Consider the following 22,433-nt stretch of genomic DNA (forward strand, 5'->3'; position numbering starts at 1 on the left):
GCTGGGGGTCAAAATGCGAAAAAAAATCGTTGCGGGAAATTGGAAGATGTATGGCAATAAATCGTTTGCCAGAGATTTATTGTCAGAAATAAAACAAAATTCTGATGGAATTCCGGGTGTAGAACTAGTTGTTTTTCCTCCCTTTGTATTCTTAGGAGAGGCGAATCATCTGCTTAAGGGATCTAAAATCAAATGGGGTGCCCAAAATGTCTACCCAGCAATAGAAGGCGCTTATACTGGAGAAATTTCAGTTTCCATGTTGCAAGAATTGCATTGTGATTATGTGCTGGTTGGGCATTCAGAGCGGAGACATATTTTAGGTGAGAGTAATGAATTTGTAGCAGAAAAATTCATCTGTGCAGGGAAAAAGGGCATAACTCCCATATTATGTGTAGGTGAAACCCAAAAGCAGCGCGAGGCCAATCTTACCTTTGAGGTTATCAAAGAACAGCTGTCGTCTTTACTCAGGAGCGAAGAGGGCCTGACTATTTTTCAAAATGCTGTGATAGCTTACGAGCCAGTTTGGGCAATTGGAACAGGCCTTACGGCGACCCCCGAACAAGCGCAAGAAGTACATGATTTTATACGTCAGGAAGTCACAATTTTTGATAAAACCCTTGCAGAAAAAGTGTGTATTCTATATGGTGGCAGTGTAAAGACTAACAATGCCGCCGCTCTTTTTTCGATGCCAGATATCGATGGAGGATTGATTGGGGGCGCTTCTTTAAATGCAAAAGAATTTTTGGAAATAGCTAAATTATGCAACTGTTAATAGTAATGATCTTACATGTATTGGTGGCTGTAGCACTCGTAGTGCTTGTTCTAGTTCAGCGCGGTAAGGGCTCTGAAATGGGAGCTGCTTTCGGGGCAAGTGCATCCGGCACTATGTTTGGAGCCCAAGGATCTACCCCCTTCATGGTAAAACTCGTCGCAGGCTTGGCGGTAGTGTTTTTTTGCACCACCTTAGCTTTGAATTATATGGTTTCTAAAGGGGGAGCTAAGCAAACTGATATATTAGACTTGACCGAAGCTCCTGTTCAGCAAAGTGCGCCTGTTAACTCAACGAATAACAAACAAGAGTTACCAAGCAAGTCACAAGAAAAGCCTAACAATTAAAAATAAAAATTATTGCCGTTGTGGTGGAACTGGTAGACACGCTGTCTTGAGGGGGCAGTGGCGAAAGCCGTGTCGGTTCGAGTCCGACCAACGGCACCAAATTTATGTGCAATTCAGATAGCAGAGCGCTAGGATCTAGGCGCTAAGGTAATCACTCAAGGAAGCTTAGCTTTATATAAGGCGTGTATGATAGAGAACTATTTACCCATAATTATTTTTATCGCTGTTGGAATCTTCTTCGGACTGGCTCCTATGGTTTTAGGAGCAGTGATCGCTCCAAATAATCCCAGTAAAGCAAAACTTTCTCAGTATGAATGTGGCTTCGATGCTTTCGAGGATGCGCGCATGCCATTCGACGTTCGTTATTATTTAGTTGCTATCCTCTTTATCATTTTTGATCTTGAAACTGCTTTTTTATTTCCCTGGGCCGTGGTTTTACGTAAAATTGGCTGGTTTGGATTTGCTGCCATGTTGGTCTTTTTAGGCGTATTAATCGTTGGATTTATATATGAGTGGAAAAAAGGTGCGCTGGAATGGGAATGATGTCTTCATTAGAGCAGCAGGGTTTTGTTACCACCTCTGTGGATAAATTATTAGACTGGGCGCGTACCGGGTCTCTTTGGCCTGTAACTTTTGGTTTAGCGTGCTGTGCAGTCGAAATGATGCACTCAGCCGCATCTCGCTATGATTTAGATAGATTTGGTACGATATTACGACCCAGCCCAAGACAATCAGACGTCATGATTGTAGCAGGGACTCTTTGCAACAAAATGGCTCCCGCATTAAGAAAAATTTATGATCAAATGGCCGAACCTCGTTGGGTGATATCAATGGGTTCTTGCGCTAATGGGGGGGGCTACTACCATTATTCCTATTCGGTAGTGCGAGGTTGTGATCGTATAGTTCCCGTGGATATCTATGTGCCAGGATGCCCTCCTACTGCTGAAGCCCTTCTTTATGGCGTCATACAACTACAAAATAAAATACGCAATCAAAGAGTATTAAAAAGAAAATAAATATCCATCCATCCATCGGCTGGCAAGTGGATGCTGGCTATACGACTTGAGGACAGTGCAAGCAAATGGCTGAAATATCAACATTATTAGAACATTTACAGAATACTTTTGCTGAAAAGATTTCACGCTATTTTATCATTGCAGATGAATTAACAATTGAAATACCAGCCGAAGATATTCGTCCAATTTGTTATGAATTGCGAGATAATGCTTTTTTCGGTTTCGATATGCTCATGGATTTATGCGGCGTTGATTACAGCGCCTATGGTTTTGATGAGTGGGAGAAAGAATCAGCCACTCTCTCTGGCTTTAGTCGCGGGGTTTTGTCCAAGCCGGAATCTATGCCTGAAGAATTAAAACCGAAAAGTCGCTTTGCTGTTGTCTATCATTTATTGTCAATAAAAAATAATCACCGTCTCTCTGTGAGAGTCTATGTGGACAATGATTATCCTATAGTTGATTCGGTGATTGACGTTTGGAATTCGGCTGATTGGTATGAGCGTGAAGCTTTCGATTTATACGGTATTCTTTTTAAAGATCATCCCGATCTTCGGCGCTTATTGACAGATTATGGATTTATTGGACATCCCTTTCGTAAAGATTTCCCCCTTATTGGTAATGTGGAAATGCGCTATGATGCTACCGCCCAACGTTGTATCTACGAACCGGTAAGTATAATTCCCCGAACCTTGGTGCCTAAAGTAATACGCGAAGATCATCGTTATATCATTACAGAAGAAGAGGGCGTCTCGCATGGCTGAAATCCAAAATTACACTTTAAATTTTGGGCCCCAGCATCCTTCAGCCCACGGTGTACTTCGGTTGGTACTTGAATTAGAAGGCGAAGTGATTGTGCGTGCTGATCCGCATATAGGGTTATTGCATAGAGCCACAGAAAAACTAGTCGAGTCCAAAGTTTATTCTCAATCCATTGGATATATGGATCGCTTAGATTACGTATCAATGATGTGTAATGAACATGGCTATGTTCTCGCAATGGAGAAGCTGTTGGGCATCACGGCGCCACGTCGAGCGCAATATATTCGGGTAATGTTTGATGAAATCACCCGTATTTTAAATCATTTACTCTGGTTGGGCGGGCATGCCCTTGATATTGGGGCGATGACGGTATTTTTGTATTGCTTTCGGGAACGTGAAGATTTAATGGATTGTTACGAAGCGGTTTCAGGAGCGAGGATGCACGCTACCTACTATAGACCCGGAGGTGTCAAAAGTGATTTACCGGAGACAATGCCGCAATATAAAAAATCAAAATTCCGCACCCAAAAAGATATCGAACGATTAAATGCTCCGCGTCAGGGCAACTTATTAGATTTTATCTGGAATTTTACAGATCGTTTCCCTCATCTAGTGGACGAATATGAGACTTTGCTTACGGATAACCGTATTTGGAAACAACGCACCGTAGGAATTGGTGTGGTTTCCCCAGAGCGGGCTTTGCAATTAGGCTTTAGTGGCCCAATGCTGCGAGGCTCTGGCGTTGAGTGGGATTTGCGCCGCAAACAGCCCTATGCAGTTTATGATGATTTAGACTTTGGTATTCCCATTGGAAAAAATGGTGACTGTTACGATAGATATTTGGTGCGAATTGAAGAAATGCGTCAATCGAACAAAATTGTGCGCCAATGTGTGGAGTGGTTGAGACACAATCCGGGTCCCATATTAGTGCAAGATCAAAAAATTATTCCTCCTCCCAGACAGATCATGAAGCGGGATATGGAAGCAATGATTCACCATTTTAAATTATTCACCGAAGGATATGTTATTCCAGAGGGTGAGGCATACGCTGCCATCGAACATCCGAAAGGTGAATTCGGGGTTTATTTAATTTCCGATGGGGCGAATAAGCCCTACCGTCTAAAAATTCGAGCTGCAAGTTTTGCGCACTTGGCAGCCCTAGATGAAATGACTCGTGGGCATATGATTGCTGATTTGTCAGCAATTCTCTCCAGTATCGACGTCGTTTTTGGCGAAATAGATAGGTAGCTAGGATGAATGACACATTGATTGAGCCTGAAAAAATGACAAACTTATTATCTACACAAGCCAAAAGTCAAATAAACGTGTGGTTAAAAAAATATCCTGCCAATCAAAAAAGATCAGCGGTATTGTTTGCACTACGTGTCGTCCAAGAAGAAAATGGCGGATGGCTTACTAACGATCTCATGGATGCGGTAGCAAAATATCTTGAGCTGCCCTCTATTGCCGTCTATGAAGTCGCCACTTTTTATTCTATGTATGATTTAAAACCAGTAGGGCGTCATAAAGTTAAAGTTTGCACCAGTATCTCTTGCATGTTAAAGGGGTCCGATAAAATCATTTCTCATCTCCGCGATCGATTGGGCATTAATATGGGTGAGACCACCCCTGATGGCCTATTTACGTTAAAAGAGGTGGAATGTTTAGCGGCTTGTGGTAATGCTCCTGCGATTCAAATAGATGATAAATCTTATTTTGAAGACATTACCCCTGAAAAAATTGATGTTATTTTGGATGAAATGCAAGCACTGGAGACAGCCAATGGCAAATGAAGTTTGTTACCGTGTGCTTCATCTTGAAAGGCCATGGGAATTAAGTAGCTATGAAGAGGTTGGTGGCTACTCCTCATGGCGTAAAATAATTCAAAATAGAACTTCGCCAGAAGAAATTATTTCTGAAATTAAAAACTCGGGTTTACGAGGTCGCGGCGGAGCGGGTTTTCCTACCGGACTAAAATGGAGCTTCATGCCCGGAGCCCCTGGCCAAAAGTATTTACTTTGCAACTCTGATGAGGGGGAGCCGGGTACTTTTAAAGATCGAGACATTTTACGCTATAACCCTCACCAATTATTAGAAGGCATGTTGATTGGTTGTTATGCGTTGGGATGCGATGTTGGTTACAACTATCTACGGGGTGAATTTTGGGAGCCCTTTCATCGTTGTGAACAAGCATTTGAAGAAGCTCGCGCTGCTGGCTTGATGGGCGCTAAAATCCTTGGGTCTGATATATCAATTGATATTTTTAATACTTTGGGTGCAGGTGCTTATATTTGCGGTGAAGAAACGGCATTGATGGAGTCCTTGGAAGGCAAGAAAGGCTTTCCGCGGTTTAAACCCCCTTTTCCTGCAAATTATGGTCTCTATGGCTACCCAACAACGATTAACAACACCGAAACACTTGCCTCAATTCCGGTGATCTTAGAAAAAGGCAGCAAGTGGTTTCTAGAGCTAGGTAAACCGAATAATGGTGGGACTAAAATTTTCTCTGTATCCGGTCACGTGAATAACCCAGGAAATTTTGAGGTTTCTTTAGGCATTCCTTTTGCGGAACTTTTGGAGCTGGCTGGTGGTGTTTCTAATGGAAATAAACTGAAGGCAGTGATTCCCGGCGGCACCTCAATGCCAGTGCTACCGGCCGACATAATGATGCGTACGGATATGGATTATGACAGCTTGATGAAGGCGGGCTCAATGCTAGGATCTGGCGGAGTTATTGTGATGGATGAGTCTACCTGTATGGTGCGAGCACTGCTTCGTGTTGCAGAATTCTATAAAAATGAATCGTGTGGTCAATGTACTCCTTGCCGAGAAGGCACGGGGTGGCTGATGCGAATGGTACATAGAATAGAGCATGGCGAAGCTGTTCCGGGTGATCTCGAGAAGCTCCGTTCGATTGCAAAGAATATTGAAGGTAGGACGATTTGTGCACTAGGCGAAGCAGCGGCTTGGCCGGTAGCGGGATTTTTGAAGCATTTTTATGATGAATTCGAATACCACATTAAACATAAAAAATGTATGGTGGCGTAATTATTATGATTGAATTTGAAATTGATAATAAAAAAGTCGAAGTTGCAGAAGGAGGTATGATTATCGAAGCTGCTGACGCAGCGGGTATATACATTCCACGTTTTTGTTATCATAAAAAATTAACTATCGCCGCAAACTGTCGTATGTGCCTCGTCGAAGTGGAAAAGTCTAAAAAACCTTTACCCGCCTGCGCAACACCCGCTATGGCAGGGATGAAAGTATTTACCCAGTCTTCAATGGCAGTAGAAGCTCAAAAGTCAGTAATGGAATTTTTGCTGATCAATCACCCGCTAGATTGTCCGATATGTGACCAGGGCGGTGAATGCGAATTACAAGATCTTTCGCTTGGCTATGGCAATGATATTTCCCGGTACTATGAGGGTAAGCGGTCGGTTTTCGATGAAAATCTTGGCCCTCTCATTTCTACTGAAATGACCCGATGTATTCAATGTACAAGATGCGTTCGTTTTGGAAGCGAAGTGGCTGGTATGCGGGAATTGGGTGCAACCCAGCGGGGCGAAAATTTAGAAATCACTACTTATGTTAATCACACCATGCAATCGGAACTTTCGGGTAATATTATCGATCTCTGTCCGGTGGGAGCATTAACCTCTAAACCTTATCGTTTCTCTGCGCGTGCGTGGGAGCTTAAGCAACACTTGTCCGTCTCTCCACATGATTGTGTTGGATCTAATCTTTTTGTGCATACAAGAGGATATGAATACAATGACTATCGTATGGTAATGCGGGTAGTTCCTCGCGAAAATGAAACAATTAATGAAACTTGGTTATCAGATAGAGACCGTTTCAGTTACGAAGCAGTTCGTAGCACAGATCGTTTATTGACACCTAAAATTAAGCGAGAATCAGAATGGGTGGATGTCGATTGGACCACAGCATTAAATTTTGTAGCAGAAAAATGGCGGAATATTATTGAAGCCCAAGATGTTTCTCAGATTGCCGCACTCGCGTCACCCAACTCCACAGTTGAAGAATTTTTTCTTCTACAAAAACTGTTACGAGGCTTAGGTTCAAATAATCTCGACCATAGAATTCGACAGTTAGATTTTAGCCAACAAGAAAATTATCCAAGTCATCCAGAATTAGGCGTGACACTCCCAGCACTGGAAAAAATGGAAACGTTCTTGATCATCGGCTCTGATGTGCGAAGAGAGCAGCCCTTGGCATGCCATAGAATTAGAAAGGCAGCGCTAAAAGGGGCACAAGTCACCTTTGTCAATCCTATTGATTATGATTTGAATTTTGAGCCCACCCACAAAATGATCGTTCCTTCTCATTCTATTCCGCGCACACTTGCAGGCATTGCAAAATATCTTTTAAGAAGGAAATCAGACCTAGATCCTTTCTTGGCTGATATTGAGCCATCAAAAGAAGAAATGAATATTGCTAAAAAGCTTCGTAAAAATAAAGGAATTATATTACTTGGCATTCATGCAATTACCCACCCTCAAGCCACCTTAATACGGGTTTTAGCGCAACAAATAGCGGGGGAATGTATATTTGACTTAGGATGTTTGAGTGAAGGTGCTAATGCCGCAGGTGGCTGGCTATCCGGAATGTTACCTCATCGGGGACCTGCGGGAACTGTTGTAGAAAACCCTGGATTTAATGCATCCGAAATGTTTTCGCAGCGACTTAAAAGTTACTTATTATTAAATATTGAACCCGAACTAGATTGTGCGAATTCAATGCGGGCAATGGAGTCATTAACCAATGCTGACTTTGTAGTGGCTATGTCCCCATTTATGACCGAGGCGCAAGAACAGTATGCCCATGTGCTACTCCCTATCGCACCTTTTTTTGAAACAGCAGGAACACTTATTAATGCCGCTAATTGTTGGCAATTTTCCGATTCTGTAACCCGTCCTATGGGTGATGCAAAGCCCGCTTGGAAAGTTCTGCGGGTACTGGGCAATTTATTTGAATTAGAAGGATTTGATTATGTAAAACCTTCTCAAATTACTAAAGAGCTCGAGTCGATGATCGAGTCTATTCCTAGAAACACTACATCGCTGACATTAACAGCAAATCAGACCGCTCAGTCAGGGGCTGGCTTAATCCGCTTTTCTGAGTGGCCAATGTATCAGATAGATAATTTAGTGCGTCGTGCCACTTCGCTACAAGAATGGTCTCAAATCGAAAATCAAGTGGCTATTCGTATAAACAGCAAAGTAGCGCGTGAACATGATTTTCAATCCGGTGAAATTATTTCCGTGATCCAGGATGAATCCTTGCTTGATTTGCCAGTGATAATAGATGATCGAATCGCAGGTGATTATGTCGTCGTTCCAGTCGGTATTTCAGAAACAGCAGGTTTTGGTGAAAACATGGGTCAGATAAAGCTACTAAGAGGGCGTAGTAAATAATGGAGAGTCTATTAGTCCTACTTTGGGTTCTAATAAAAATATTTGCTATCGTGCTTCCCTTGTTAGGCGCAGTTGCCTATTTAACATTGGCAGAACGTAAAGTAATTGGGTACATGCAAGCCAGAATTGGCCCTAACAGGGTCGGGCCGCTAGGACTTCTGCAGCCGATTGCGGATGGGCTTAAACTATTACAAAAAGAATTGATTATTCCCAGCGCCTCAAATCGTTACATGTTCATTGTTGCCCCCATTCTTTCGATTGCACCCGCACTAGTAGCATGGTCTGTGATACCTTTTGATCAAGGATTGGTGTTAGCGAATATTGATGCTGGGTTATTATTTCTTTTTGCCATGACGTCGCTTGGCGTGTATGGGATTTTGATTTCTGGTTGGGCATCAAATTCAAAATATGCTTTTTTTGGTGCATTACGTGCTGCTGCCCAAACAATATCGTACGAAATTGCAATGGGATTCTCCTTAGTTGGGGTATTAATGGCCTCCAATAGCATGAATCTTCAAGAAATAATTTTGAAACAAAGCGGCGGCATCTGGCATTGGTATTGGCTGCCATTGTTGCCATTATTTGTTGTATATTGGATTTCAGGAGTGGCTGAAACAAATCGTGCACCTTTTGACGTAGCGGAAGGCGAATCTGAAATTGTGGCGGGTTTCCATGTGGAATATTCAGGCATTATGTTTGCAATATTTTTCTTGGCTGAGTATGCAAGCATGATTTTAGTTTCTACAGTAGCTGCGATTGTGTTTTGGGGAGGCTGGTTGTCGCCATTTCAAGGTATACCTCTCCTTGAGTCACTGACGGCTTTTATTCCTGGTATTGTTTGGTTGATGGTGAAGGTGAGCATGTTTTTGTTTTTATATATTTGGATGCGAGCCACATTTCCACGGTATCGATATGATCAAATTATGCAGTTAGGTTGGAAAGTTTTAATCCCTGTTACCCTAATTTGGATTTTTCTAGAAGCATTAGCGATCATGTTCAGAATTGGTCCATGGTTTTCCTGATAGACTTCCGAATTTCGTTATAAATTGAGATAGTATGAAGAAGACACTTAAAGATTTTGCTAAACGTTTTTTACTCCTGGAATTACTCCAAGGTCTTAGAGTAACTTGGCGTGCATTTTGGGCAAAAAAGATAACTATTCAATATCCTGAAGAAGAAACACCCATCTCTTCTCGTTTTCGAGGAATGTTAGCACTTCGCAAATATCCTAATGGTGAAGAGAGATGTATCGCATGTAAATTATGCGAAGCTGCATGTCCGGCATTAGCTATTACTATTGAAGCTGCGCCAAGACCTGATGGTTCAAGAAGAACTACACGTTATGACATCGATGCATTCAAATGTATTTATTGCGGATTTTGTGAAGACGCTTGTCCCGTAGATGCTGTAGTTGTAACACCTGAAAGCCATTTCACTATTCATGATCGTGGCGATAATATTCTAACCAAGGCAAAACTGCTGGCGGTAGGCGATAAATATGAAAAGCAAATCGCTGCAGCGCGAGCACAAGAGATAAAAGGTACAGAGCAATGAATTTTCAATTAATCATTTTCTCTATATTTTCAGCCATTTTATTGTTTGCGGCGGCGATGGTTATTTTTTCGCGACACCCCGTCAGAGGCGTTTTATTTTTGGTGTTGGCTTTTTTCGCAAGTTCTATTTTATGGATGCTGCTCGAAGCGGAGTTCTTGTCATTAGTGCTTATTTTCGTCTATGTAGGTGCGGTTATGACCTTATTTTTATTTGTGGTCATGATGATAAATATTGATCTGGCACCCCTGAGCGAAGGCTTTGTGCGTTATTTACCTTTAGGCTTATTAGTGACCGGGATGACGGTCGGTATGATTATGTACGCCTTGAGTCCGAAACATTTTCCTTTAGGTGTCACGGCAGTGCCCGAAATTCATCCCGGCAACTATAGCAACGTAAAAGAATTGGGCAGTGTGCTCTATACGCAATATGTTTATCCATTTGAAATAGCTTCAGCATTATTATTAGTGGCGATTGTGTCTGCTATCAGCCTTGCGTTTCGGGGGCGGCGACCTGACAGTAAGGCGCAAAAGATTAGCGAGCAAGTGGCTGTCCATAAAAAAGATCGTTTTTATGTCGTTAACATGAGATCAGACCAACCATGATACCTTTATCTTATTATTTGATTGTAAGTGCCATTCTATTTGGTATGAGTTTAACGGGTATATTTATAAACCGAAAAAACCTTATCGTGCTTTTAATGTGCATTGAGTTAATGTTCCTGGCCGTTAATACTAATTTCGTGGCCTTTTCCCAATATCTACACCAGGTTTCGGGAGAGATTTTTGTATTTTTTATTTTGACAGTAGCCGCTGCGGAAGCTGCAATTGGATTAGCCATCATCGTAGTACTATATCGCAACCGCAAAACAATTAATGTTGAAGAATTAGATTTATTAAAAGGGTAGGGCTGTGCAAACATTGGTACTTAATTTAGCAATAGCTACTATTTTATTTCCTCTGGTTGGCGCCATGGTAGCCGGTTTATTGGGTAAAAAAATTGGGCATCAGGGAGCTAGTTGGGTCACGATTAGTGGCATGGCCCTATCACTAATTTGTTCCGCAATTTTATTTAAGTTATATATTTTTGACCATGTGCCAATTACGAATGAGACGGTATTCACTTGGGGTTTCTCGGGTGCATATACTTTCAATGTAGGGCTATTAATAGATCAAATGACTGTTCTTATGATGGTGACAGTTAATATCGTCTCTTTATTAGTCCATATTTACAGTATTGGTTATATGGAGAATGACCCAGGGTACCAACGTTTTTTTGCTTATATGTCCCTATTTACTTTTTTCATGTTGGTTCTGACTGCAGGAAATAATTTCCTGGTATTGTTTTTTGGATGGGAGGGCGTAGGGCTTGTCTCTTATCTATTGATCGGGTTTTGGTTTAAAAAAGAATCCGCTGCTCAAGGAAGCTTAAAAGCATTTCTCGTAAATCGAGTGGGTGACTTTGGTTTCATACTTGGAATTGCGGCAATTTTTGATTATTTTGGAAGCTTGGATTATGCAACCGTGTTTGCCATGGCCCCCGGCTTGAGCAGTACGATGGTGTCTGTAATGCCCGGAGTTCAGTGGTCTCTCATGACCTTAATTTGTATCCTTCTCTTCGTCGGAGCAATGGGTAAATCCGCGCAGATACCGCTGCATATTTGGTTGCCTGAATCCATGGAAGGTCCTACTCCCATCTCTGCCTTAATCCATGCTGCTACTATGGTGACAGCGGGAATTTATATGGTGGCTAGAATGTCGCCTCTTTTTGAATTATCCCCAACTGCCTTAGGTGTCGTACTGGTGTTTGGTGCGACGGGAGCCTTATTTTTAGGGTTATTAGCACTTGTCGAAAACGATATCAAAAGGGTAATCGCTTATTCAACCATGTCTCAGCTTGGCTACATGATGGCTGCAAACGGAGCCTCAGCCTATGCCGCCGGCATGTTTCATCTGGTCACTCATGCATTCTTTAAAGCGCTACTCTTTTTAGCGGCAGGTTCTGTGATCATTGCCTTACATCACGAACAAGATATGCGAAATATGGGTAACCTAAGAAAATACTTGCCCATTACTTACATCACATTTTTAATTGGCGCCTTATCTTTAAGCGCTATCCCACCTTTTTCAGGTTTCTATTCTAAAGATTCAATTATTGAAGCCGTGCAAATGGCGACCCACGTACCCGGCGCGCACTACGCTTATGTGTGCTTATTGTTAGCCGTATTTGTTACGTCCCTTTATATTTTTCGCGCGTTATTTTTAACTTTCCACGGTAAAAGCCATGGTCATCATGATGAAGAAATAAAAGAGCCTCGCTGGGTTGTGTTAATTCCACTTATCGTATTAGCGGTTCCTTCTCTGGCTCTGGGTATCGTGCTCATTAAGCCGATTTTGTTCGCTCATACGCCGATTCTTAGTAAATCTATTTATGTGGCGCCCGATCGTGATGTGTTAGCTCAAATGGCACATGAATTTCATGGTCCATGGGAAAGTATTGGACATGCTTTGTTAGGTTTACCTTTTTGGCTGGCAATTGCCGGTATTGTCTGTGCCTGGGTCTTTTACATACGAATTCCAGATATTCCGGGGAAAATACAGCGACGCTTTAATTTAATATACAAAATATTAGTGGATAAATACGGGTTTGATAGATTTACGGATTTAGTGTTTGTGCGTGGAAGCCAGAAACTGAGTAAGGATCTTTATCAAGTGGCGGATATGAAAGTCATCGATCATAGTATTGTGAATGGTACTGGCCGTGGGGTAGCGAGATTGGCAAGCATATTACGCCAAGCGCAATCCGGTTATCTCTATCATTATGCATTTGCCATGATTCTTGGGCTTTGTGCTCTTTTATTTTGGATGTTGTTAGCCTAGCAGGATACAGTCAATGTTAGAAAATTTTCCCTTATTAAGTTTCCTGATCTGGATGCCAGTCCTAGGTGGAATTCTCGTATTAGCTACCGGGAGTGAGAAGCATGCCGAGCAAGCACGGATAATTGCTCTAACAGTGTCCCTTATTTGCATATTATTGTGTGTGCCGCTTTATTCATCTTTCAATATATACACAGAAAACTGGCAGTTTCGAGAACATTTAGTCTGGATTCCTACTTTGAAAATCCATTATGACCTCGGGGTGGATGGCATATCAATGCCTCTCATTATATTAACGACCTATACCACATTACTTGTAATTCTAGGTTCATGGAAAACTATAAAATATAAAGTCTCGCAGTATTTAGCGGCCTTTCTCATTATGCAAGGCATGATCATTGGTGTGTTTGCTTCTTTGGATTCAATTCTGTTTTATGTTTTTTGGGAAGGAATGTTGATCCCAATGTATCTCAGTATTGGAATCTGGGGCAGTGAGAATCGCTCCTATGCAGCAATCAAGTTCTTCTTGTATACCTTTTTAGGTTCGGCGCTGATGTTAGTGGCGCTATTGTTTTTAGGTTTAAAAGCGGGAAGTTTCTTTATTCCTGACTTTTATCCTTTAAAACTCAGTTCAAGCGAACAGCTTTTGCTATTTTTGGGGTTCTTGCTTGCCTTTGCCGTAAAAATACCGATGTGGCCCGTGCACACTTGGTTACCTGATGCACATACCGAAGCACCCGCGGGTGGGTCTGTAATATTGGCAGCACTCATGCTAAAAATAGGGGGTTACGGATTTCTAAGATTTAGTTTACCTATCACACCGGATGCCAGTCATTCATTAGATTGGTTAATGATAGCGCTTTCCTTGGTGGCCATCGTATATATTGGTTTTATAGCACTCTCACAAACTGACATGAAAAGACTCATTGCTTATTCTTCGATAGCACATATGGGCTTTGTGACGTTAGGTTGCTTCATGCTCTATATTATATTTTCCCGTACTGGGAATGTTCAAGAGGCGTATATAAGCCTTGAGGGCGCAATGGTGCAAATGATTTCCCACGCATTTGGAGCGGGGGCTATGTTCCTCGGCTTTGGGATGCTTTATCAGCAATATCACACTCGACGAATAAAAGATTTTGGAGGCATAGCGAACACTATGCCCATTTTTTCGGCATTTTTTATGATTTTTGCCATGTCGAATGTGGCTTTGCCCGGAACTTCTGGTTTCGTGGGAGAGTTTATGGTTATCTTAAGCGCCTTTAAAGCAAGTATGTGGATAACATTCACGTGTGCGTTAACCTTAATCATCGGGGCCTCCTATACCCTTTGGATGTATAAGCGAGTATTTTTTGGCCCTGTTGCCAATGAAAAAGTGGCTTCTTTAGTGGACGTAGGATGGCTTGAAATCGGGATTTTCATTCTTTTAATCATCCCTATATTTTTTATTGGTCTTTATCCAAAACCATTATTAAATGTGTTCCATTCATCAATAGGTCACTTATTGGAGCTGGGATTACGCAGCAAACTTTGATTTGAGCTCATGCTGGGTTGAGGTTTTTTTTCTCCCGCTGGCGGGAGAAATGCCCCGAAGGGGCAATGAGGGTGGAGAGTTTGGGGGGCTGTTTTGTTTCCTTGTTGCCCTCAGGTTGGGTTGAGGCGTTTTTTTCTCCCGCTGGCGGGAGAAATGCCCCGAAGGGGCAATGAGGGTGGAAAGTTTGAGGGGCTGTTTTGTTTCCTTGTTGCCCTCATCCGTCCTTCGGACTTTTGTCCTCAGGCCACCTTCTCCCGCGGAGCGGGAGAAGAGAGTTGGACTTTTTTTATTATTAGAGGTGGATATGAACTTTGTGCCTGCATCTGCAGAAATACTTATATTGATCATGGCATGTGTTACCCTCTTATTAAGTGTTTATCTTAAACGCCCCGTATTAACTCATGTCCCTTATTTCATTGCGCAGCTAGCATTGATTGGGGCAGCAGTTATTACCATAAACCAGTTTGGCAAACCTACGCTTATTGCTCTGAATGGTTTTTTCATCCAAGATAATTTCTCTGTCTTACTCAAAGTCATTATCTATGTCTGTGGATTTTTAACATTCCTGTATTCGCGACAATATCTGCGCGAAAAACACATGCCATATAATGAATTTTACGTCCTAGGACTTTTTTCCATTCTTGGCATGATGATTTTAGTTTCTTCCTATAACTTTCTCAGTTTGTTTTTAGGATTGGAATTAACGTCATTGCCTATTTATGCGATGATCGCTTTTAAAAGAGACTCTGGTATTTGTAGTGAAGCGAGTATCAAATTTTTTATTATTGGCACCATGGCGACGGGATTGTTGTTATATGGATTGTCCATGCTTTATGGTGCTACCGGTTCGATTCAGATGGATGAGGTAGCCAAAGTTATTGCTGCCACTCTTACTGAAGGACGGCTCATTTTAATCTTAGGATTAGTTTTTGTAGTCGTAGGAATTGCCTTTAAGTTAGGCGCGGTGCCATTTCATATGTGGGTACCCGATGTTTACGAAGGCGCACCGAGTGCTGTAACGCTGTTCTTAGCAAGTGCTGCTAAAGTCGCTGCGCTAGGACTAGCAATTAGGCTACTGGTATTCGCGATGCCTGGCTTATTGATTCAGTGGCAACAGCAGTTCATCGTCATCTCTATTTTGTCCATTGCCATGGGAAATATTATTGCGATTGTGCAAACAAACTTAAAAAGAATGTTGGCTTACTCTTCTATTGCACATATTGGGTACATGAGTTTAGGTCTGGTCGCGGGGACGCCCCAAGGATACGCTGCGGCGACCTTCTATATGATTTCATATGCCATTATGACAGTTGGAGCATTTGGCTTGATCGTTATTTTGAGTCGTTCCGGATTTGAGATGGAAAGCATTGATGACTTTAAAGGTTTAAATGCGAAAAATCCTTGGCTCGCTTTTATGATGCTCATCATAATGTTTTCGTTAGCAGGGATTCCGCCTATTGTTGGGTTTATGGCCAAAGTGGGGGTGCTTGAAGCGTTGATAGAAGTCCACATGGTTTGGCTAGCCGCCGTGGCAATTGTATTTGCTATTGTTGGCTCCTATTACTATTTACGAGTCGTCAAGGTAATGTACTTTGATGAACCGGATCTGCCTGGCGTAATCGTATGCCCACTTGATATGCGTATAGCAATGACAGTGAATAGTCTAACCGTGCTGCTCCTTGGAATTTTCCCAGGAATATTATTCAATCTCTGCCATGCCGCTTTCTTTAACCTAAGCTAAAACTCAATTATTAACCCTATTCTCCTCTGGAAATTAGGGTTAATGCAATTAACTCCACTTTATTCACTATTACTGTTGAATTATCTTCAGTTTTTCAATAGAATCCTTTGATTAGTTTAAGTGACGCGGGGTGGAGCAGCTTGGTAGCTCGTCGGGCTCATAACCCGAAGGTCGTAGGTTCAAATCCTGCCCCCGCTACCAAATTCAACAAAAAAATATGGGCTTCGTGCCCATTTTTTGTTTGTGGAGTAATATGTCTTTACCGCCAACTACACGTTTGGGTGATATCATAGCCCCGGTTATTGAGCTGCTGGGTTTTGAATACGTCGCATGCGAATTAGTGCCATTAGGGGTGCGGATGGTGTTGCGGATATATATTGACTCCGAAGAAGGTGTTACGATAAGGGATTGCGAAATTGTCAGTCGCCAAGTGAGCGCAGCTTTAGATGTTGAAGACTCTGTAAAGAGCAAGTATTTTTTAGAGGTCTCCTCTCCAGGGTCAGACCGCTTGCTAGTCACTGAAGCGCATTTCCAACGTTTTATTGGACATCGTATTAAAGTTAAATTGCGACATTCTCGCAATGGTCGGCGCAACTATAGTGGATTATTACAGGCTGTTCTAGACGGTAATATCACAATGGTTGTAGATGGTGACGCCTATGTTTTAGCTGTTTCTGATATAGAGAAAGCTAATTTGGCACCTGAAAGTTGAGGTTTGCATCATGAGTAAAGATATCTTATTAGTCGTTGATTCGATATCCAATGAAAAGGGCGTCGAAAAAGAAGTCATATTTGAAGCCATTGAAGCTGCCCTAGCCACCGTAACCGCCAAGCGTTATCCCGATGAGGTGACTATTAGAGTCGCGATTGATCGAAAAACGGGAGATTATGAAAGCTTTCGTTACTGGACCGTAGTAGAAGAAGACAACGAAGAATTTGACCCCAGTCGAGACTTGCTTTTAAGCCAAGCCAAAGAATTAGATTCTGAGCTAGAAGTGGGTGACGTGGTTGAAGAGCCTATCGAATCCGAAGATTTTGGCCGAATCGCTGCCCAACAAGCTAAACAAGTTATTATTGATAAAGTACGTAAAGCTGAGCGTAAAAAAGTAGTCGATCAGTATCGTAAACGTGTAGGCGATCTCTTAACCGGGATTGTTAAGAAAGTGATGCGTGACGCCATTATTTTAGATTTAGGTGAAAATGCAGAAGCTATTATCCTTCGAGAAGAAATGATTCCACGGGAAATGGTCCGTAGTGGTGATCGTCTTCGAGCTTATTTATATGCAGTCAAAGAAGACAAAAGAGGCCCGCAGTTACTGTTAAGCCGCACCCGTCCCGAAATGCTGATGGAATTATTCAAAATAGAAGTTCCTGAAATCGCAGAGGAAGTAATTGAAATTAAATCTGCCGCTAGAGATCCTGGATCTCGAGCAAAAATAGCTGTGAAAACCAATGATGGACGCATTGACCCTATCGGGGCTTGTGTTGGAATGCGTGGTTCACGTGTTCAGGCAGTTTCAGGCGAGTTGGGTGGTGAACGTATCGACATTATCATGTGGGATGACAATCCGCCTCAATTGGTTATTAATGCTATGGCCCCTTCAGAAATAGCATCAATTGAAGTAGATGAAGAAACAAAAACAATGGATTTAGCCGTTCGAGAAGATCAGCTTTCCTTAGCGATTGGTCGTAGTGGCCAAAATGTACGTTTAGCGAGTGAATTAACGGGCTGGACCCTCAATGTTATGTCAGAAAGTGAAGCACAACAAAAAACAGAACAAGAATCTGAACGCTTTAAAGAACTCTTCATGAAACAACTTGATGTAGATGAAGATATAGCAAGTTTATTAGTTTATGAAGGCTTTACAAGCTTAGAAGAAATAGCGTATGTCCCTGTAAAAGAATTATTGGCAATTGAAGACTTCGATGAAGATATCGTCAATGAACTTCAAAATAGAGCAAAAGACTCACTGCTAACTAAGGAGTTAGCAACAGAAGAAGAGCTTTCTAGAGTAGAGCCCGCCGCTGATTTATTAGAAGTATCTGGGGTAACTCGGGATCTGGCCTATAGTCTTGCGCGACGAGGAATTGTGACGCGTGAAGATTTAGCAGAGCAATCGGTGGATGATATTTCGGATGTCCAAGGAATAGATGAGAAGACGGCAGCGAAGATAATTATGTCTGCTCGCGAGCACTGGTTTACAACAAAGTAAAAATTTACATATCGGAATGGCAACATCTATCTATGCGCCAGATTTTAACGCAAAAAATCCATCACCAATGCTTATGCCACTAAGTGTTATGGATTTTTTGCGTTAAAATTTTGGTCTTAAATAAATGTCTTATTCTGAGAAATGGTTAAAGAGGGGTTTATGGCAGACGTAACTGTTAAACGGTTAGCTGAAGATTTAGGCATCACCAATACTGATCACCTATTATCTCAACTTAAAAATGCTGGGATCCAAGTGTCTGGTGAAGACAGCACAGTCACTACCGAGCAAAAACAAGAACTACTTTCTTATCTAAAAAGAACGCATGGTGCAGAGGAAAAATCTCAAGCGCCTAAAAAAATAACGTTAAAACGCACCACCGTAAGTGAGTTAAAGGGCGGAATTCATAAATCAATCACTAAGGTGAAAGTTCGTCGCCAAAAGACCTACGAATCGGTTGGCAGTGAAGAAGAAGTCGAAGAGATTGAAGCCCCTGAAATCGAGGCACCGGTTCAGGCAAGTGAACAAGAAGCGCTCGCAACAGACGCCTTGGGTCAGATAACGTCAGAGCAGGTGACAGATACAGCGATGGTAGCTGAGGAAGCGGGCGCGCCTATCGAACCCGCAGCAGATTCAACGCAACCTCCCCGTGATGATAAGGGAGAGGCTCGTCATGTAAAGGTCGACGAGAAAGAGGAGCGTCCTCTTAAAAAAGCGAAGAAAATGGAAAAACGCAAATCTAAAGCCGCTCGCATATCTCAAGAAGACTTTTCGTTCGTAGAAGAAGATGCTGAATTTATTGATACCTCAGTTTCATTTAGGAAAAAGCGAAAAACGGGCAAACCAGTACGCGAAAGAGAAAGCTCAGCGTTTAGACGCTTAGAGCAAGGTTTTGAAAAACCCACCGCCCCTGTCTTCCGAGAAATTTCCCTTCCAGAAACTATCACTGTGGCAGCGTTGGCTCAAAAAATGTCAGTTAAAGTGGCTGAAGTAATAAAAATTATGATGAAGATGGGCGCAATGGCAACCATCAATCAGGTTATCGACCAAGAGACCTCCGCTATTATTGTCGAAGAAATGGGACATAAACCTAAGCTTTTGAAAGAAAATGCAGTTGAAGATTTTCTCGTGCCCGGGATGGAACAAAAAAGTGCACTCAATCCCAGAGCGCCAGTGGTGACCATTATGGGTCACGTGGATCATGGCAAAACCTCATTACTCGATTATATTCGCAGCACCAAGGTTACCAGTAGTGAAGCAGGGGGCATTACCCAGCACATTGGCGCATACCATGTGAATACTGAAAAAGGCATGATTACATTTTTAGATACCCCGGGGCACGAAGCGTTTACCGCTATGCGAGCTCGAGGTGCGAAATCAACTGATATTGTGGTTCTTGTAGTCGCAGCAGATGATGGAGTTAAACCTCAAACTGTTGAAGCGATTCAACATGCTAAGGCAGCAATGGTGCCTATTATTGTCGCAATCAATAAAATGGACAAACCTGAAGCTGACCCTGAGCGTGTAAAAAATGAATTGTCTAGCTTTGACGTCATTGCAGAAGATTGGGGCGGCGACACTATGTTTGTGAGTATTTCTGCCAAGGCGGGTACAGGGATTGAAAGCCTTTTAGAATCCATCTTATTGCAGGCCGAAGTGATGGAGCTCAAGGCATCCGACACAGGCCCTGCCAAAGGGGTAGTAATAGAATCGCGATTAGATCGTGGACGTGGTTTTGTTGCCACGATTCTTGTTCAAGAGGGTAGCCTGAAAAAAGGTGACATTCTCTTAGCGGGAGGCGTATACGGTCGAGTTAGAGCCATGATTGGTGATGATGGAGTCCCCACAGAGGCAGCCGGTCCATCGATACCAGTGGAGATTTTAGGTCTCTCTGGTGCGCCGAATGCGGGCGATGACGTGATCGTTGTCCCGACTGAAAGAAAGGCACGAGAAATTGCATTATTTAGACAAGGAAAATATCGAGAGGTAAAATTAGCGCGCCAACGTGCAGCGAACCTTGAGAATATTTTTGAACGCATGAATGAAGGTGTGGTCAACACATTAGCCATCGTATTAAAAGCGGATGTGCAGGGTTCGTTGGAAGCAATTAGTGATGCATTAACAAAGTTATCAACCAATGAAGTAAAAGTTAACATTATCGCTAGTGCTGTGGGCGGCATTACAGAATCGGATGCAAATCTTGCTATCGCTTCTAACGCTATCATATTAGGCTTTAATGTTCGTGCTGATCAAACCGCTAAGCGACTTGTAGAAACCGAAGGCGTTGACCTGCGATATTACAGTATTATTTACGATTTAATCGACGAAGTAAAAGCGGCATTAAGCGGATTATTGGCACCAGAATATCACGAGAAAATTGTGGGTCTGGCTGAGGTTCGTGAAGTTTTTCGATCTTCAAAATTTGGCGCAATTGCAGGTTGCATGGTTATCGAAGGCCATATTAAACGCAATTTACCGGTTCGTGTATTGCGAGATAATGTGGTGGTCTATCAAGGTCAATTGGAATCGCTGCGTCGATTTAAAGAGGACACCTCTGAAGTGCGTCAGGGCATGGAATGTGGTATCGGGGTAAAAGATTATAACGATATCAAAAATGGTGATCATATCGAAGTCTTCGAAACTTACGAAATTACCAGGAAAATTGCTTAATGCTTACGTCCAGTTGCCACGAAATTTGCATAGTTTCGTAGCCTGGATGAAGCATGGCGAAACCCCGGGTTTTTGCCCCCCAAATCTAGGAACTCGAATTTCACTTCGCTAAATTTAGGATTCTGTAAGCTTTAAGCAAATAGGCTTGCATTAGTTCGCCAATAGTTGGCAATAATTTCATACTAGAGGTTTATAAGTGGCGCATAATTACGATCGTCGTTTACGTGTGGCAGATTTGTTGAAGCATGAACTTGCAAAGTTGATTCTAGGGCAGAGTAGGGATCCACGTTTTGTCTTCGTTTCAGTGACAGATGTTGAGATTTCGAAAGATTATGCCAATGCCAAAGTTTTTGTAACCATTCTTAACGATGAACAAGTTAATGAAATTATTTTGGCTTTAAATAAAGCCGCGGGATTTTTTCGTCATGAATTAGCGCGTGCAGTGAATCTGCGTACCACCCCTAAATTACATTTTCATTATGATGATACTATCCGTCAAGGACAAAAAATCTCTCAACTACTGCAAAAACCGTCAACTGATTCCACCGAGGAGTAGTATTTATGAGCAACCGCCGCCGAGGGCGTGAAATCAGCGGGGTTCTGCTGTTAGATAAACCCATTGGATTAACGTCGAATCAAGCATTAACCACCGTAAAAATTATTTTTGGTGCTAAAAAAGCAGGTCACACAGGGAGTTTGGATCCCCTTGCTTGTGGTATGTTGCCCATCTGTTTTGGTGATGCGACCAAGTTTTCCCAGTTTCTACTGGAGGCTGACAAACAATATTTAGTTGAAGCTAAATTAGGTATCCGCACCAAAACGGGCGATGAAGAAGGTGAAGTTATTGCGACCCGAAAAGTTGCCGTAGACGAAGAGCAGATAGAAGCGGTGCTCACTAATTTTAGAGGTAAAATTGAGCAAGTTCCGTCAATGTACTCTGCTCTTAAATTTCAGGGCAAGCCCCTATATTCCTACGCCCGACAAGGTATAGAAATAGAAAGACAAAGTAGGCCTGTAATGATCAAGGAGCTGAAGCTACTAGAATTTAATGACGACATCCTCAAAATTAGAGTGGCCTGTAGTAAGGGAACTTATATTAGAACGCTTGTAGATGACATTGGCGAGCAATTGGGGTGTGGGGCGCATGTCGCTCTATTACGTCGCACTTATGTAGAACCTTATCAAGACACCATAATGATTTCCTTGGATAATATAAAGCGAGAGCGAGAAGACCGAAATATTCTAGATGAAATGTTGCTCCCCATTGATAGCGCTTTGAGCGCCTGGCCCCAAGTGGTCTTGACCGAGTCTATTACGTATCATCTAAAACAAGGACAACCGGTGCTGGTGCCGCGAGCACCGACCTCGGGATGGGTGCGTTTATATGATAATGATGAATTCTTGGGTGTGGGTGAAATTTTAGATGATGGGCGAGTCGCTCCTCGTCGGCTAATAACCACAAAAACAGCTAAGTTTTGATAAAATAGATATTATCTGATAAGATGCTTGGTTTTTCCCAATCTGT

Annotated in this window: 21 protein-coding genes and 2 tRNA genes; all 23 read left to right on the forward strand. The window is 42.3% G+C overall.

All coding sequences use genetic code 11. The annotated features are described in order from the left end of the window. Window positions 1-13: 13 nt before the first annotated feature. The 23 genes from H0U71_04080 (at window position 14) to truB (ending at window position 22,387) form a co-directional block, all read left to right on the forward strand. A complete protein-coding gene (locus tag H0U71_04080; protein ID MBA2654231.1) occupies window positions 14-772 on the forward strand; it encodes a triose-phosphate isomerase in 759 nt (252 codons plus the stop codon). Then, the gene (secG, locus tag H0U71_04085) at window positions 760-1,116 is read left to right on the forward strand and encodes a preprotein translocase subunit SecG (GenBank protein MBA2654232.1); all 357 of its coding nucleotides are present in this window, start codon (window positions 760-762) and stop codon (window positions 1,114-1,116) included. Before H0U71_04080 ends, secG begins: the two co-directional genes overlap by 13 nt. Window positions 1,117-1,130: 14 nt before the next feature. Further along, window positions 1,131-1,215 (forward strand) — tRNA-Leu (locus tag H0U71_04090). An 87-nt stretch (window positions 1,216-1,302) separates the two neighbouring features. Then, the gene (locus tag H0U71_04095; GenBank protein ID MBA2654233.1) at window positions 1,303-1,659 is read left to right on the forward strand and encodes an NADH-quinone oxidoreductase subunit A; all 357 of its coding nucleotides are present in this window, start codon (window positions 1,303-1,305) and stop codon (window positions 1,657-1,659) included. Next, the gene (locus H0U71_04100) at window positions 1,650-2,132 is read left to right on the forward strand and encodes an NADH-quinone oxidoreductase subunit B (GenBank protein ID MBA2654234.1); all 483 of its coding nucleotides are present in this window, start codon (window positions 1,650-1,652) and stop codon (window positions 2,130-2,132) included. The genes H0U71_04095 and H0U71_04100 overlap by 10 nt, the downstream gene beginning before the upstream one ends. Window positions 2,133-2,197: 65 nt before the next feature. Continuing rightward, entirely contained in the window at window positions 2,198-2,893 is a 696-nt protein-coding gene (locus tag H0U71_04105) for an NADH-quinone oxidoreductase subunit C (protein MBA2654235.1), read from the forward strand. Then, on the forward strand, window positions 2,886-4,139 hold the full coding sequence (locus H0U71_04110; GenBank protein MBA2654236.1) for an NADH-quinone oxidoreductase subunit D: 1,254 nt from the start codon (window positions 2,886-2,888) through the stop codon (window positions 4,137-4,139). Before H0U71_04105 ends, H0U71_04110 begins: the two co-directional genes overlap by 8 nt. 35 nt (window positions 4,140-4,174) lie before the next feature. After that, window positions 4,175-4,684, forward strand: a complete 510-nt coding sequence (gene nuoE, locus H0U71_04115) for an NADH-quinone oxidoreductase subunit NuoE (GenBank protein MBA2654237.1) — start codon at window positions 4,175-4,177, stop codon at window positions 4,682-4,684. Next, window positions 4,674-5,939 carry an NADH-quinone oxidoreductase subunit NuoF gene (nuoF, locus tag H0U71_04120; GenBank protein ID MBA2654238.1) on the forward strand — a complete coding sequence of 422 codons (1,266 nt, stop codon included), beginning with the start codon at window positions 4,674-4,676 and terminating at the stop codon, window positions 5,937-5,939. Before nuoE ends, nuoF begins: the two co-directional genes overlap by 11 nt. A 5-nt stretch (window positions 5,940-5,944) precedes the next feature. Beyond that, window positions 5,945-8,326: an NADH-quinone oxidoreductase subunit G gene (locus H0U71_04125; GenBank protein ID MBA2654239.1), complete on the forward strand. Its 2,382-nt coding sequence runs from the start codon at window positions 5,945-5,947 to the stop codon at window positions 8,324-8,326. Then, on the forward strand, window positions 8,323-9,348 hold the full coding sequence (gene nuoH, locus H0U71_04130; GenBank protein ID MBA2654240.1) for an NADH-quinone oxidoreductase subunit NuoH: 1,026 nt from the start codon (window positions 8,323-8,325) through the stop codon (window positions 9,346-9,348). Before H0U71_04125 ends, nuoH begins: the two co-directional genes overlap by 4 nt. Before the next feature lie 34 nt (window positions 9,349-9,382). Further along, window positions 9,383-9,880, forward strand: a complete 498-nt coding sequence (nuoI, locus tag H0U71_04135) for an NADH-quinone oxidoreductase subunit NuoI (protein MBA2654241.1) — start codon at window positions 9,383-9,385, stop codon at window positions 9,878-9,880. Next, on the forward strand, window positions 9,877-10,482 hold the full coding sequence (locus H0U71_04140) for an NADH-quinone oxidoreductase subunit J (GenBank protein MBA2654242.1): 606 nt from the start codon (window positions 9,877-9,879) through the stop codon (window positions 10,480-10,482). Before nuoI ends, H0U71_04140 begins: the two co-directional genes overlap by 4 nt. Then, the gene (gene nuoK, locus H0U71_04145) at window positions 10,479-10,784 is read left to right on the forward strand and encodes an NADH-quinone oxidoreductase subunit NuoK (protein ID MBA2654243.1); all 306 of its coding nucleotides are present in this window, start codon (window positions 10,479-10,481) and stop codon (window positions 10,782-10,784) included. Before H0U71_04140 ends, nuoK begins: the two co-directional genes overlap by 4 nt. Before the next feature lie 64 nt (window positions 10,785-10,848). Next, a complete protein-coding gene (nuoL, locus tag H0U71_04150) occupies window positions 10,849-12,756 on the forward strand; it encodes an NADH-quinone oxidoreductase subunit L (protein MBA2654244.1) in 1,908 nt (635 codons plus the stop codon). 13 nt (window positions 12,757-12,769) lie between these two features. After that, window positions 12,770-14,287 (forward strand): NADH-quinone oxidoreductase subunit M, encoded by a 1,518-nt coding sequence (locus H0U71_04155; protein MBA2654245.1) that lies wholly within the window; start codon window positions 12,770-12,772, stop codon window positions 14,285-14,287. 304 nt (window positions 14,288-14,591) lie between these two features. Continuing rightward, window positions 14,592-16,028, forward strand: coding sequence for an NADH-quinone oxidoreductase subunit NuoN (gene nuoN / locus H0U71_04160; GenBank protein ID MBA2654246.1), 1,437 nt, complete (start codon window positions 14,592-14,594; stop codon window positions 16,026-16,028). A gap of 124 nt (window positions 16,029-16,152) precedes the next feature. Further along, window positions 16,153-16,229: transfer RNA gene (locus H0U71_04165), tRNA-Met, on the forward strand. A 52-nt stretch (window positions 16,230-16,281) separates the two neighbouring features. Then, window positions 16,282-16,740: a ribosome maturation factor RimP gene (rimP, locus tag H0U71_04170; protein MBA2654247.1), complete on the forward strand. Its 459-nt coding sequence runs from the start codon at window positions 16,282-16,284 to the stop codon at window positions 16,738-16,740. A gap of 10 nt (window positions 16,741-16,750) precedes the next feature. Further along, window positions 16,751-18,241 (forward strand): transcription termination/antitermination protein NusA, encoded by a 1,491-nt coding sequence (gene nusA, locus H0U71_04175; protein MBA2654248.1) that lies wholly within the window; start codon window positions 16,751-16,753, stop codon window positions 18,239-18,241. Window positions 18,242-18,400: 159 nt separating this feature from the next. Next, a complete protein-coding gene (infB, locus tag H0U71_04180) occupies window positions 18,401-20,908 on the forward strand; it encodes a translation initiation factor IF-2 (GenBank protein MBA2654249.1) in 2,508 nt (835 codons plus the stop codon). Between the two features lie 196 nt (window positions 20,909-21,104). Beyond that, a complete protein-coding gene (rbfA, locus tag H0U71_04185; GenBank protein MBA2654250.1) occupies window positions 21,105-21,464 on the forward strand; it encodes a 30S ribosome-binding factor RbfA in 360 nt (119 codons plus the stop codon). Between the two features lie 5 nt (window positions 21,465-21,469). Next, window positions 21,470-22,387, forward strand: coding sequence for a tRNA pseudouridine(55) synthase TruB (truB, locus tag H0U71_04190; GenBank protein MBA2654251.1), 918 nt, complete (start codon window positions 21,470-21,472; stop codon window positions 22,385-22,387). The last annotated feature ends 46 nt before the right edge of the window (window positions 22,388-22,433 follow it).

Source organism: Gammaproteobacteria bacterium (genome assembly GCA_013697705.1).
Classification (GTDB): domain Bacteria; phylum Pseudomonadota; class Gammaproteobacteria; order UBA6002; family UBA6002; genus UBA6002.